The 14541-nt window shown below is 30.9% G+C and carries 12 protein-coding genes; all 12 read left to right on the top strand.

Annotated elements, in window-relative coordinates; translation table 11 throughout:
• The 12 genes from BMY33_RS00735 to BMY33_RS00790 all read left to right on the top strand — a co-directional run bounded on the left by BMY33_RS00735 (position 1) and on the right by BMY33_RS00790 (position 14378).
• Positions 1-366: an ApeI family dehydratase gene (locus BMY33_RS00735; protein ID WP_091404130.1), complete on the top strand. Its 366-nt coding sequence runs from the start codon at positions 1-3 to the stop codon at positions 364-366.
• Positions 367-376: 10 nt separating this feature from the next.
• Positions 377-847: a hypothetical protein gene (locus BMY33_RS00740; protein WP_091404135.1), complete on the top strand. Its 471-nt coding sequence runs from the start codon at positions 377-379 to the stop codon at positions 845-847.
• An 83-nt stretch (positions 848-930) separates the two neighbouring features.
• Entirely contained in the window at positions 931-2139 is a 1209-nt protein-coding gene (locus tag BMY33_RS00745; RefSeq protein ID WP_091404138.1) for a DUF2062 domain-containing protein, read from the top strand.
• The gene (locus BMY33_RS00750) at positions 2132-5809 is read left to right on the top strand and encodes an MMPL family transporter (protein ID WP_091404142.1); all 3678 of its coding nucleotides are present in this window, start codon (positions 2132-2134) and stop codon (positions 5807-5809) included. Before BMY33_RS00745 ends, BMY33_RS00750 begins: the two co-directional genes overlap by 8 nt.
• Before the next feature lie 3 nt (positions 5810-5812).
• Positions 5813-7354 carry a phytoene desaturase family protein gene (locus BMY33_RS00755; RefSeq protein WP_091404145.1) on the top strand — a complete coding sequence of 514 codons (1542 nt, stop codon included), beginning with the start codon at positions 5813-5815 and terminating at the stop codon, positions 7352-7354.
• The gene (locus tag BMY33_RS00760) at positions 7354-9021 is read left to right on the top strand and encodes a C45 family autoproteolytic acyltransferase/hydrolase (protein WP_091404147.1); all 1668 of its coding nucleotides are present in this window, start codon (positions 7354-7356) and stop codon (positions 9019-9021) included. Before BMY33_RS00755 ends, BMY33_RS00760 begins: the two co-directional genes overlap by 1 nt.
• Before the next feature lie 255 nt (positions 9022-9276).
• The gene (locus BMY33_RS00765; RefSeq protein WP_425284213.1) at positions 9277-9660 is read left to right on the top strand and encodes a hypothetical protein; all 384 of its coding nucleotides are present in this window, start codon (positions 9277-9279) and stop codon (positions 9658-9660) included.
• A gap of 182 nt (positions 9661-9842) precedes the next feature.
• Positions 9843-11144, top strand: coding sequence for a flexirubin biosynthesis putative acyl-CoA ligase FlxY (flxY, locus tag BMY33_RS00770; protein ID WP_091404157.1), 1302 nt, complete (start codon positions 9843-9845; stop codon positions 11142-11144).
• Between the two features lie 223 nt (positions 11145-11367).
• Positions 11368-11829 carry a hypothetical protein gene (locus tag BMY33_RS00775; protein ID WP_091404159.1) on the top strand — a complete coding sequence of 154 codons (462 nt, stop codon included), beginning with the start codon at positions 11368-11370 and terminating at the stop codon, positions 11827-11829.
• 45 nt (positions 11830-11874) lie between these two features.
• On the top strand, positions 11875-12297 hold the full coding sequence (locus tag BMY33_RS00780; RefSeq protein ID WP_091404161.1) for a hypothetical protein: 423 nt from the start codon (positions 11875-11877) through the stop codon (positions 12295-12297).
• A gap of 609 nt (positions 12298-12906) precedes the next feature.
• Positions 12907-13713 (top strand): sensor histidine kinase, encoded by an 807-nt coding sequence (locus tag BMY33_RS00785; RefSeq protein WP_091404163.1) that lies wholly within the window; start codon positions 12907-12909, stop codon positions 13711-13713.
• Entirely contained in the window at positions 13710-14378 is a 669-nt protein-coding gene (locus tag BMY33_RS00790) for a response regulator transcription factor (protein WP_091404165.1), read from the top strand. Before BMY33_RS00785 ends, BMY33_RS00790 begins: the two co-directional genes overlap by 4 nt.
• Positions 14379-14541: the final 163 nt, after the last annotated feature.

Raw genomic sequence — 14541 nt, forward strand, 5'->3', positions numbered from 1 at the left:
ATGCTAATAGCTGATTTATATAAAATTAACGAAAATTCTGTAAGGGATGGTATACAAACTACGACCATTACTTTAAACCCAGAAAACGATATCTTTAAAGGTCATTTTCCTGGTAATCCGATTACTCCTGGAGTTTGTACTTTGCAAATTATTAAGGAGTTAACTGAAAATAGGCTTAATTGTTCTTTGTTTATGAAGAAAACGTCCAATGTGAAGTTTATGGCAGTAATTAACCCAGAGAAAACGCCACATTTGGTAATTGTAAATGATTTTAAAGATTCTGAGGAAGAAATTAAAGTAAAGAGTATAGTGCGATATGATGATACTATAGCTCTAAAGGTTGTATTGACTTTTGTTAAATTGTAAAATATAAAGTATGAAATTGTTAGTATTGTTTATGGGTTTAATCTTTGTAAATGCCAGTTCGGTTAATATTACAGAAGTAAGAAATTTATATAGACATGCTAAGGATACAAAAGAGAATACGGATAAGTTTTTTGAGACTACACAGAAAACAAATTATCAAAACAAACCTGTTTTGTCTGCCTATCACGGATGTGCGTTAACCCTAAAAGCTTCTTATGCGGATAAAAAAATGAGTAAAATATCTTTTTTTAGAAAGGGTAAAAAGTTGATAGAAGCGGCTATTGAGGCAGAGCCTAATAATATCGAATTAAGAATGATAAGATTGAGTGTCCAAAGTAGCGCTCCGAAGATCACTAGATATTATAAAAACATAGAAGACGATAAGAATTTTCTGACTAATAATGTAGAAAAAATATCATCTCCAAAACTAAAAGAATTCATTAAAGGTTTTATGTCTACTTCCCAGGCTTTTAACAAATAATCATTCCAGTTCTCTTATTATTTTCGGTACAGTAATAATTCAAAATATAATTATACTATTTTTGCAACTGAAAAAATAGCACTGTGACTGAAACTACTTTATATGATCCTCGTTTCGAGACACTAAATTGTTGTGTTTTCATACCCACATATAATAATCAAAATACTTTAGAAAGAGTACTTGAAGGTGTTATTAAATATACTGATCGTATCATTATTATTAACGATGGTGCTACTGATGATACAGCTAGTATATTAGAAAATTATCAGAATCAATTTACTATTATAACTTTTCCTGATAATAAAGGAAAAGGAATGGCGCTTAGAGAAGGTTTTAAGCAAGCAAGTCAATTAGGGTACGATTACATGATCACTATAGATAGTGATGGACAACATTTTCCAAGTGATTTACCACTTTTTTTAGATGAATTAGAGAAACAAGATAAAGACAGTTCATTGGTATTGATAGGTTCTAGAAACATGGATGACCCTTCTGTTCCTGGAAAAAGTAGTTTTGGTAATAAATTTTCTAACTTTTGGTATTACATAGAGACAGGTATTAAACTTAAAGATACGCAGTCTGGGTACAGATTATATCCAATAAAAGAGATTACAAAACTTAAGCTGTTTACTTCAAAATTCGAATTGGAAATAGAGGTAATCGTTAAGTTGGCTTGGCGAAATGTAGAAGTTCGCAATATTCCGGTACAAGTATTATATGATGAAACCGAAAGAGTATCACATTTCAGACCATTTAAAGATTTTACACGTATTAGTATTCTAAATACCTGGTTGGTTACTTTAACTTTATTTTTTTACTTACCAAAACGCCTTATAAATAGAGTAAAAAAAAAAGGATTTAAGCAATACTGGAGAGAGAATGTATTAAGGAGTAATGATCCTCCATTAAAAAAAGCGAGCGCAATTTCTTTAGGGCTTTTTATAGGGATAGCACCATTATGGGGTTTTCAAACAGTCCTTGTTATATCTCTTGCTATTGCTTTTAAATTAAATCGAACGATAGCTTTTTTATTTTCTAATATAAGTATTCCACCGATAATTCCGTTTATTATTTACGGTAGTTATCAGATTGGCGCAATGGTAATGGGAAAAGAAATGGATCCTACTCTAAATATTGAAGATATCAAGTCGGGAACTGATATTTTTAAAAGTTTGGGACAATATATCTTAGGAAGTTTTATTTTAGCAACATTGGTATCATTGATTTCAGGAGTCATCGCGTATTTGTATTTTAGCTCTCGCAAATCTAAAAGTAATGCAATAGATGCATAAAATTTTTCTTTCACTTTATCAATATATAAAACAGAATAGATTAATTGCCTGGCCAATAATTATAGGGTGTATTGCAGTATTTGCGTTTCTTGCAAGTCGTATAGGTTTTGAGGAAGATATTACTAGATTAATTCCTAACAGCGATAAATCAGAGATCACTCAAAAAGTATTAAAGACTGTTTCTTTTTCAGATAAAATTGTAGTAAATATTGCTAACAAAGGAGAGAATCCCGATGATCTTACAGAATATGCAACTACTTTTATAGATTCGGTAAACGTGCACCTTGCTAAGTATGTAAAAAAAGTACAAGGTAAAGTTGCAGATGATAATGTGATGGAGTTATATGATTTTGTGTATGATCATCTTCCATTTTTTCTAACAAAAAAAGACTACGATGATTTAGGGCAAAAAATTAATCCTGATTCTATTGCTAAGGTTATAGAGAGCAATTATAAATCAGTTATTTCTCCGGCAGGCTTAGTTACTAGAAAATATATAGTAAAAGATCCTTTATCATTAACACCTATTGGACTTCAAAAATTAGCACAACTTCAATTAGGAGATAATTATGATCTATATAATGGATTTTTAATTACTAAGGATAGAAAGAATTTGTTATTATTCCTTACTCCTGCGTTGGCAACAAACGAGACAGGAGAGAATACTATTTTTGTAGAGAAGTTAAAAAAAATAACTAATAACCTTAATAAGAAACATTCCGAAACGACCAACGCTACTTTATTTGGAGCTACGTTGTATGCGGTGGCCAATGCGAAACAGATAAAAGGGGACATACAACTCACAGTTAGTATTGCCATGACAATACTGTTATTGATACTAATTTTCTTTTATCGTAAGTTGGCAGTACCACTTATTATTTTTGCACCCACTATATTTGGTGCTACTGTAGCTATTGCTTTATTATACCTGATCAAAGAAAAAATTTCTGCTATATCCTTAGGTATAGGTTCTGTTTTGTTAGGTATTACATTGGATTATTCCTTGCACATTCTTACTCATTTTAGAAATAATAATAATGTAAAAGAATTATATAAGGATGTTTCTATGCCTGTAATTATGAGTAGTCTTACTACAGCAGTTGCATTTTTATGTTTAATTTTTGTAAAGTCCGAAGCATTAAATGATCTCGGAATTTTTGCTGCAATCAGTGTGGTAGGAGCATCTGTTTTCGCACTAATATTTATACCACAAGTATATCGTTTTTCTGAAAGTAAAAAGACAAAAAGGAAAACGTTTATTGATAAAATATCTGAAATAGATTTTCATAAGAACAAAGTTTTAATTTCCTTAATAAGTATCATATTTATTATTGGATTATTTCTTTTTCATAAAGTTGGCTTTAATACAGATCTGAGTACCATGAATTATCAGCCGGAAGAGTTGGTTGCCGCAGAAGAAGATTTGGATAGAATAAATAATAATAAAGCAAAGTCGATATATTTAGTTTCTTATGGATCCTCTCTAAATGAAGCTTTAAACGCAAATAATAAACTATTTGAAACACTTGATCAAAAGAAATCGAATAATGAGCTTATAAATTTTAGTTCTGTTGGTGGAGTGGTATTATCTAAGGAAGCTCAATTAGAAAAAATAGCTCTTTGGGATGAGTTTTGGACAAAAAAACGGAAAGATTCTTTAACCAGTTTATTAATAGAAAAGGGGAGTGTTCTTGGTTTTAAACCAGAAACGTTTAATCAATTTTATGCAGCATTAAATAAGAATATTAATCCTATTGGTTTTAACGAATATCAAAATATTAAGGAACTGTACCTCGATGAATTTGTAACTAATGACCAAGATTTTTCAACGGTTGTCTCAGCAATAAAGGTTGATCATCAAAAGGCAGATGAGATTAATTCTTCACTTAATAAGATTCCGAATACCGTAGTTATTGATCGGAAACAACTGAATGAGAATTTATTAGGAAACCTAAAGAATGATTTTAATTCGTTGATTGGGTATTCCTTAGTAGCTGTAGTTTTATTATTGCTGTTTTTCTATAAAGATCCGATGCTTACATTGGTTACTGCTTTACCCATTGCTATTACTTGGGTAATAACTTTAGGGGTAATGAAAATGTTACAGATTGACTTTAATATTTTTAATGTAATCATTTCTACATTTATTTTTGGGTTAGGAGTAGATTATAGCATTTTTATAACGAACGGACTTATAAAGGAATATACGTATGGGGTTAAGGAACTTTCGACTTACAAAACGTCTATCTTGTTATCCGTAATTACTACTATTTTAGGAGTTGGGGTTTTGATCTTTGCAAAACACCCAGCATTACGTTCTATATCCACAGTATCGTTGATAGGTATTTTATCAGCCGTTTTGGTTGCATTTACAATTCAGCCAATGTTGTTTAGATTGTTTATTACCAATCGTTCAAAAAAAGGATTGACTCCACTTAGAATACGTCAAACACTATGGTCGATTTTTAGTTTTGGTTATTTTATCATTGGCGGATTTATAGTTTCCTTGTTGAGCAGTCTTATTATTCCTTGGTTCCCTGTAAGCAAGAAGAAGAAAATGACTGTTTTTCATAAAATAGTTTCTAAGTTGATGGGGTCAGTACTATACTCCAATCCTTTTGTAAAAAAGCGTATTTACAATTTAGAAAATGAAGATTTCAGTAAACAATGTATCGTTATAGCAAATCATTCTTCTTTTTTGGATATTATTTCGATAGGAATGTTGTACCCTAAACTGATCTATTTAGTAAAAGATTGGGTTTATGATAATCCAGTTTTTGGTAGAGCGGCAAAATTAGCAGGATTTTATCCGGTTTCATCTGGTATCGAGGGTGGAGTTGATCACTTAAGAGAAAAAGTAAAGCAAGGATATTCTTTGATAGCTTTCCCAGAAGGTAGTAGAACGGATACTGCTAAAATGAGTAGGTTTCATAAAGGATCATTCTATCTAGCTCAAGAATTAAATTTAGATATATTACCAGTAGTGATTCACGGAAATTCTCAAGTATCTCCTAAGGGTGATTTTATTATTCATGATGGATCTGTTCAGCTAAAAATTTTACCAAGAATCAAATTGGATGATAAAGAGTTTGGAGATGGCTATGCAGAAAGAACTAAAAAAATAAGCACATATTTTAGAGAGCAATATGCTATTTTACAAGATGATTTAGAAGGGATAGATTATTATAAAAAAGCACTACTAAATAACTATAGATATAAAAGCTGTTTTGGAGAGATAAAAACTGATTATACAGAAAACAAAGAACTGTATTATAAGGTTGCAAGTTTTATAGAACAAAAAGATCGTGTGATTTGTTATAGTGAGGATTATGGTCAATTTCTTTTACACCTAGCTTTTAAAAGACCATATGCCAAACTAAAAGGGGTATTAACTCAAGCTGGAAAATTGGATGTAGTAAAAAACTGCTATACAACGGTTAGGAACAAAATAGAATTTGTATCTAATGAAGATTTGACATCGACAAAATTTGATGTACTTTTGTTACATACAACTACACCAGTACAACCACAACATTTAAAAGATTTAGTGTCAGAGGGTATTACACGAATTATTGTAACCTCTGAAGATAATAAGTTTTTCGAATCATTGAACACTACTTTCAAAATAGTTGTTCGAGAATTTGGACTAACAGTTTTGAATAGAATTTAATACATGCAAGATAAATTTGATGTCATTATCATTGGGAGTGGATTAGGAGGATTGGTTTCTGCAAATATTCTTGCTAAAGAAGGTAAGAAAGTATGTGTGTTGGAAAAGAACAATCAGTTCGGAGGAAATTTACAGACTTTTGTAAGAGATAAAAGTATTTTTGATACAGGGATTCATTATATAGGGGGGTTGGATAAAGGCCAGAATCTATATCAGTATTTTAAGTATTTAGATATTATGGATGATCTAAAACTTAAAAGAATGGATATTGATGCTTATGATGTGATTACTTTTGATGATGATGAGTATGAATATCCACATGCACAAGGATATGATAATTTTGTAAAACAGTTGGTAAAGTTTTTTCCCGAAGAAGAAAAGGCAATACAAGAATATGTGGATAAGGTTAAAGATGTTTGTTATAGATTTCCTTTATATAATTTAGAAGAAGGAGATCGATATTATGGAGAAGATCTATTAACACTTAAGGCCAAAGATTATATAGATAGTACTATTAAAGATCCTAAATTAAGAGCAGTTCTTGCTGGTTCTAACCTTTTGTATGCTGGGGATCCAGAAAAAACCCCTTTTTATGTACATGCCTTATCTGTTAATTCATATATGGAAAGTGCTTGGAGATGTATTCAAGGAGGAAGCCAGATAGCAAAATTATTAGTAAAAAGATTTAGAGCACTTGGAGGTAAAATTTACAAATACCAAGAAGTAAATCAATTTAATTTCGAAGAAGATAAATTAGTTTCAGTTTCTACAACCAAAGGAGATACCTTTTATGCCGATAATTTTATTTCTAATGTAGATCCAAAACTTACATTACAGATCGTTGGTAAGGAAAGATTTAGAAAATTATATTATAAGAGAATACAGAATACCGAAAGTATAATTTCTTCCTTCAGTTTATATATAGTTTTCGAGAAAGGAACTTTTCCTTATATCAATAAAAACTATTACCATACTAAAACGTTTGATCAAGTTTGGACGACTCAGGGCTATTCAGAAGAGAATTGGCCAGAAGCATATATGTTTACGACCAATGAAGATCTAAAGAACCCAGGTTATGCAGAAAATTTGACATCTATTGCTTATATGCGATTTGATGAAATGGAACCTTGGAGTGATACCTTTAATACAGTTGCAGAAAAAAATGATAGAGGAGAAGATTACGAAGCGTTTAAGCAGCGTAAAATTGAAGCATATTTAAAGGAAATAGAAAAGAAATTTCCAAATATCAGATCTTGTATTAAATCTATTCATACTTCTACACCGTTATCATATAGGGATTATATAGGTTGTTATGAAGGTTCTATGTATGGTTTTGCAAAGGATGCAGATAATCCAATGAAATCCTTTTTATCACCAAGAACAAGGATTCCAAATTTGTTATTTACAGGTCAAGGTTTAAATATGCATGGAGTACTAGGAGTAACTATAAGTGCCGTTGTTACTTGTGGAGAATTGGTTGGTAAAGAACATCTATTACAACGGATTAAAGATACTTTGGCAGAAAAAGAATTATCTGAATCGTAATGAGGAATATTTTTTATTATATTTTTTTTCTATGTATTATCTCCTTATTATCTTCTTGCGGGATTAAGAAATCATTAGCTGCAAGACCCGATATTTCGGGAATAGAAAGTATCGACACTACTAGAATAAAGCATAGTGAAACTTTCTTTACATTAAATAATAATGTCTTGCGAAAGAATAAACAGGGGCTATGGGAAATGTATGTAGAAGGAAAACCTCTAGAAAGAGGAGTAGCAGCAGGAAGTTTGAGTAGAGAATTGATCAAAATTCAAGAAGATGCTTTTATCGGAAAAATAACTGAATTAATCCCTTCAGAAAGTTATCTTAAATTTTTGAGTAAAATTGTAGCTTGGTATAATCGGAAGTTACATTTAAATGTTCCAGAAGAGTATAAAACAGAGATCTACGGGGTTTCTCGATATGCATCCAATGATTATAATGATTTTGCAGAACCTTATGTGCGGATGTTATATGCACACGGAGCACATGATATCGGGCATGCATTACAGGATTTAATGTTAGTCGGTTGTACATCTTTTGCTGCTTGGGATGATAAAACTGTTGATGGAAAATTACTAATTGGGCGTAACTTTGATTTCTATGCAGGTGATGATTTCTCTAAAGAAAAATTAGTGACTTTTATGAACCCTTCAGAAGGATATAAATTTATGACCTATGGATGGGCCGGAATGATGGGAGCATTATCAGGAATGAATGAAGAAGGGTTAACCGTTACCATCAATGCTGGTAAATCTAAAATTCCATTGATAGCAAAGACACCCATATCTATTTTAACTAGAGAAATATTGCAATATGCATCTACTATTGATGAGGCTATAGAAATTGCAAGAAAAAGAGAAGTGTTTGTTTCAGAATCTATTATGATTGGTAGTGCTAAGGATAAAAGAGCTGCGTTAATAGAAGTTTCTCCAGATAATTTTGGAGTCTATAACGTTCCAAATACAAATCAATTAATTTGTTCCAATCATTTTCAGAGTGATTCTTATACAGAAGATAAACGCAATCAAAAAGCTATAGAAGAGAGCCATTCTTTTTATCGATATCAGCGCATGACAGAACTGTTGTCCGAAAATGATAAATTAAATCCTGAAAAGGCAGTCGCGGTTTTACGAAATAGGGATGGTCTGGATGATAAATTAATAGGATATGGTAATGAGAAAGCCTTAAATCAGATGCTAGCACATCATGGAATTGTTTTTCAACCAGAAGAAAGAAAAGTTTGGGTTTCTACCAATCCATATCAAATGGGAGAGTTTGTAGCCTATGATCTTGATGATGTTTTCGAAAGGATGAAACAACAAAAGGAGGAAATAGTAATTGCTACAGAATCTTTAAATGTTCCTGAGGATCCTTTTATTCATACTAAAATGTATGCTAATTACGAATCTTTTAGAATATTAAGCAGAAAAATTGAAAGTGCTATTGATGATGAAAAAGAAGTTTCTGAAGATGAACTTTCAAGGTTTCAAAGCTTGAACTCTAATTATTGGGCAACGTATTATATCCTTGGAGAATATTATTACGTGCAAAAAGAATATAAAAAAGCTTTAATAGCCTTTAAACAAGCACAGAAAAGAGAAGTAACCACGGTCCCTGATGTTAAAAATATAGAGAAATACATTCGGAAGTGTGAACGAAAAATATAAATTGCATACTAGACCTGTCAGGTTTTCAAAACCTGACAGGTTTTGAAATAAATAAATCATGAACTCTGAAATAGAATAGTTTTGGAAGTATTAAATAATAATAATTTTTATCACATATATAATCGAGGAAATAATAAACAGAATATTTTCCTCGAACCTGATAATTATTTTTATTTTTTGACTTTGCTAAAGAAACATATTCTTCCAATAGCTAAGATATATAGTTATTGCTTATTGAAAAATCATTTTCATCTTTTGATTCAGATCAAAGAAAATTCTGAAAACCCATCACAGAAATTTTCTAACTTTTTTAACGCGTATACTAAAGCTTTCAATAAAAAATATGATAGAGTTGGTAGTTTATTTCAAAGACCTTTTAGAAGAATACGGATTGATAATGAAGACTATTTAAAATCATTAATTGTTTATATTCATCTGAATCCTGAAAGTCATAATATTTCTGAGGATTTTAAAAAGTACTCATATTCATCTTACCAAACTATGTTTTCATCAAAAGTTACAAATGTTGAAAGAATAGAGGTTGTTAAGTTATTTAATGATATTGAAAATTTTAAATTTGTTCATAACCAAAAGAAATTCATAAATGATGAAAGGTTCAATGAATTAGCTTTAGAATAATTGTCAAAACCTTACTAGTCTGAATAATAAATAGAGGAGTAATTACTATGCCAGATATGAAGAATATAAAGAAGAATATCAGGGAATGTAAACGAAAAATATAGTTGCACGCTAGACCTGTCAGGTTTTCAAAACCTGACAGGTCTGAAAAGAATAATAATAAGTATAGGGCCTAATATCACATGATCCAAAACATAGAAAAAGCTTTAACAGCAGAAATATCGAATCTTCAGAATGAAAAACTTCTAGAGTTAATCGATTTTGTTACTCAATATTCTCCGTACTATAAAAGATTGTTTGCTGATTTGGGTATTTCTAAAGAAGATATCCAAACTGTTGATGATCTTAAAAAACTTCCAATTACGACCAAGGATGATTTACAGGCATATAACGATGATTTTTTATGTGTATCTAAATCCGAAATAGTAGATTATGTAACTACATCAGGAACTTTAGGAAAACCTGTTACGTTTGCACTAACGGAGAAAGATTTACAGAGATTGGCGTATAATGAAGCAACTTCTTTCGAAACTGCAGGAGTAACTAAAACAGATGTGGTGCAGTTGACTACTACTTTAGACCGAAGATTTATGGCAGGTCTTGCCTATTTTTTGGGAACTAGAAAACTAGGAGCAGCAATGGTGCGTGTGGGTTCAGGAATTCCAGAATTGCAATGGGATTCTATAGAGCGTTTTCAGTCTACCTATTTAGTGGTAGTTCCTTCCTTTTTATTAAAGTTAATTTCTTATGCTGAAACGCATGGGATTGATTATCGAAATTCTTCAGTTAAAGCTGCGATTTGTATCGGAGAACCGTTAAGAGATCAAGATTTTAACCTAAATACTTTAGGCAGTAAGATTAAAGAGAAGTGGGACATAGATTTATATTCTACCTATGCATCTACAGAAATGAGTACAGCATTTACAGAATGCGAAGAACATAGGGGTGGACATCATCGTCCAGAATTGATTATCGCAGAGATTTTAGATGAATCAGGCAATGCTGTCGAAGAAGGAGAAGTAGGAGAGTTAGCGATTACTACCTTAGGTATTGAAGCGATGCCTTTATTACGATATACTACTGGTGATATGGTGCAAGCGCATACTGAACCTTGTAATTGTGGCAGAACGACTATGCGTTTGAGTCCAGTTTTAGGAAGGAAGAAACATATGATTAAGTATAAAGGAACTACGTTATATCCACAAAGTGTGATCGAGGTACTCACAAGTTTCGAAGGATTGGGTATGTATATAATCGAAGTAGTTATTGGTGACTTAGGAACCGATAAATTATTGATTCATATTTCAGATTCTCTAAGTGCTTTACGACAAAAAGAGTTAAAGGAACATCTACGAGCAAACCTTAGAGTAGTACCAGATTTGGTATTGAATTCTAAAGAAGCATTAAAAGCTAAAAAATTCCCAGAGATGAGTCGTAAACCAATTTCTTTTATAGACTCTAGAGAAACTACACATAGTTCCTGAAAGTTATTGTTATTCATTTGATTTTCAGCTAAAAGTGAGTGCCTACTAGTAAATAGAATAAAATTTTCACATTTACTTAACGATTTAAATGGTATTTATTATAAATTTATCGAAATCTAGTTAAGATTTGTTAATTAAATCTTAACTAGAAATATTTTACATACCCATACTCCATATTTTGTAAACTTATTTAATCATATTACTAATTTAAATCAAAAACAAAATGAATCCTGATTTACAAAACACAGTAACACTTGAAACTGCAAAAGAATGGACAACAGCTTGGAGGGAAAAGTACCAAAATCCAAAAAAACCGGAAGTAAACCCTTGCAATGCTTTTTTGATGCCCGCAGTTGATTTGATAGAAGTTCTAAACGAAATGGGGTTACTAAGTGATAAAGTAGCCAAAAAAGCTCAGGAAAAAGCTTGTCTTAAAGGTAAGAAAGTAAGAGCTTATATGGCAATTGGTAACGATAGTCCAGATGAAACTACTGAAGAAAAGTTACTAGTTGTAGGTACTAAGTATAATCGAAAAAAAAGAGTGTATCAAGATATCATTAATGAAGAAATTGATGGCGATGAAGTGAAACTAAACTTTTTTGGAGATCCTATCATTAGCAGTGGAATTTATGATTTTACGGATCCTTGTCCTCCAAGTTGTGATATTGAGAGTCCTTTAAACTAATAATAATTAAGTAAATATACTATTACTAATTTAAACTAAAAATAAATGAATTCTAATAGCGAAAACACAATCCCTAAAGATACAGGAGCAGAATGGACTGCTAATTGGAGATCTCAGCATCCTAATACAGTAAATGCATTTTTAATACCTGCGGTAGATTTTGTAGAAGTACTAAACGAAATAGGAGTATTAGATGATGCCGCGGCTGCTCAAGCTCAAGCTAATGCCAATAATCTGAATTCTAAAATAAGAGGATATTTAGCGATTGACGATAGTAATACAGAAAAAATGATTTTTGTGGGAACAGAAAATGTTGATGGAGTGTATAGAGATATTATAGATGGTACCATTGATGGTGTTACTCCTACTACGTTAAAATCATCGGCATCAGACCCATCTACAAGTGGAGTTTTTGATTTTACCGATCCTTGTCCACCTTCTTGTGATTCAAATAGTCCATTGAATTAGTTAAGAATTGAAGGGAGATTATTTCATATTACTTAGTATTATAACTAATGTATTTTTGATAATAAATATCTTATTATATTTTAAAAGCTTTATTTTAAACGATAAGGCTTTTAAAATATTTACAGTTTATTTGTTATTAATATGTTTTGTGCAATTGACTACAATTTTTGTTGGTAAGATCTTACATAAACCAAATTTGTTTTTATCGCATTTTTATTTTATAATTCAATTTATATTGTTATCTTTTTTTTATGTAGAATTGTTAAGAAATAAATTATTACTTTATTTCTGTTTACCAGTTCTTGGTTTTTTAACTTATCAATATATAGAGGATCCGAGTCTTTTTTATAGGTATAATGCAATTGGTATTTCCATAACTCAAGGTGTCTTAATTCTATATTCTATAATCTATTTATATAGATGTTTACAGGGACAAAATCTATTTTTAATTATAAATGTAGGATTGTTTTTGTATTTGATTTCCAGTACTTTAATATTTGCTTCAGGTAATTTGATTTTTAATTTGGATATTTCTGAATCAATGAATTATTTATTGATTAATACAAATCGTATATTATACTTTTTATTTCAAATCCTAATCTTTATTGAATGGAGAAAGAATTACTACAAGAAGATTCACAGATCATAGTGGTTATTTTGATTGCGATTATGGTATTATTATTAATGGCGGTGTCATTAGTGCTTTTCTTTTTCTTTTCCCGTAAAAAAATCGTTGCTGCTGAGCTAGAAAAAGCCAATATGGCAATCTCTTATCAAAGAGATTTGATACACGGTACTATAGAAACTCAAGAAGAAGAACGTAAGCGTATTGCACAGGATTTGCACGACGCTATTAGTGCCAAACTAAATGTGGTAAGCCTTAGTACCAATGTCTTAATAGATGGTAAACTGGATAAAAAAGAACAAGAACAAACATTACAGCATATATTATCTGTTACTACAAAAACTTTAGAAAGTTCAAGAAGACTAGCGCATAACCTATTACCTCCAATTTTAGAAAATTTTGGATTACAAGCGGCAATAGAAGAACTTTGTGATGAGTTCATCAGTAGCAAAAAAATAAAGGTAAACTACACTGTTGTATATCATGATCTATTTTCTAAAAGTAATGAATTACATATCTTCAGAATTATTCAGGAATTGTTAAATAATTCCGTTAGACATGGTAAAGCCGCTAATGTAGTTTTAAACATTGATGAAACTGATCAAGAATTAACTATTGAATATTCTGATGATGGGAAAGGATTTGATATACAATCCATACATAAAAACAAGGGAATAGGACTTAAAAATATAGAAAGTAGGGTAGAAATACTCAATGGGATACTTTCGTATCAAAGTGAAGTCGGTAATGGAGCAACATTTACTATAAGCACTAAAAAACCTAAGAAATGAAGAAAGATATTATAAAGTTGGCCATTGCGGATGATGAAACATTATTCAGACAAGGAATTACTTTTATTCTGGATAAAGAAAATAATATAGAAATTTGCATACAAGCAGAAAACGGAAATGATTTGATTAAGCAATTAGATCTTGCTAGAGAATTACCGGAAGTCATTTTGATGGACTTAAAAATGCCGGACCTTAACGGGGTAGAGACAACAAAAATTGTTAAAAAGAAGTTCCCGGAAATTAAAATCATTGCACTAACAAGTTATTATAGTAAGCCTTTTATAATTAATATGATACAGCAGGGAGCTGTCGCTTATCTAGCCAAAAATGCGACACCCACAGAAGTAGTAAATACTATAAATCAAGTTGCCATAAAAGGGTTTTATTACGACGATAACGTGATGAGTATTTTAGAAGAAGCTTCTTTGAAAACAAAAAAGCAAACTAGAGATGATGAGTATTTGACTAACCGAGAACGAGAAGTGTTAAAGCTTATTTGCGAACAAAAAACAACAACGGAAATAGCAGAACAATTATTCATTAGTCCGCGCACGGTAGAAGGACATCGTAATAATTTATTGGTTAAAACTGGATCTAAGAATATAGCAGGTTTAGTTATTCATGCGATAGAGAATCAAATATTTGTTAGAAATCAGCAAATCTAAAATGTGGTTGCTTTTTTACAGCACTAATTTCATAGAACAGCCAGAAAACATTGCTAAATTAAATAACATTTAAATGTTGTTTTAACATATTTTTATGTTAATAAGGTTCGCTAAAGGTTAAAACCCGTTAAAGCCCTTGACAAAATTTCTACACGGCTTATAT

Origin of the sequence: Aquimarina amphilecti (assembly GCF_900109375.1) — a bacterium.
Taxonomy (GTDB): Bacteria; Bacteroidota; Bacteroidia; order Flavobacteriales; family Flavobacteriaceae; genus Aquimarina; species Aquimarina amphilecti.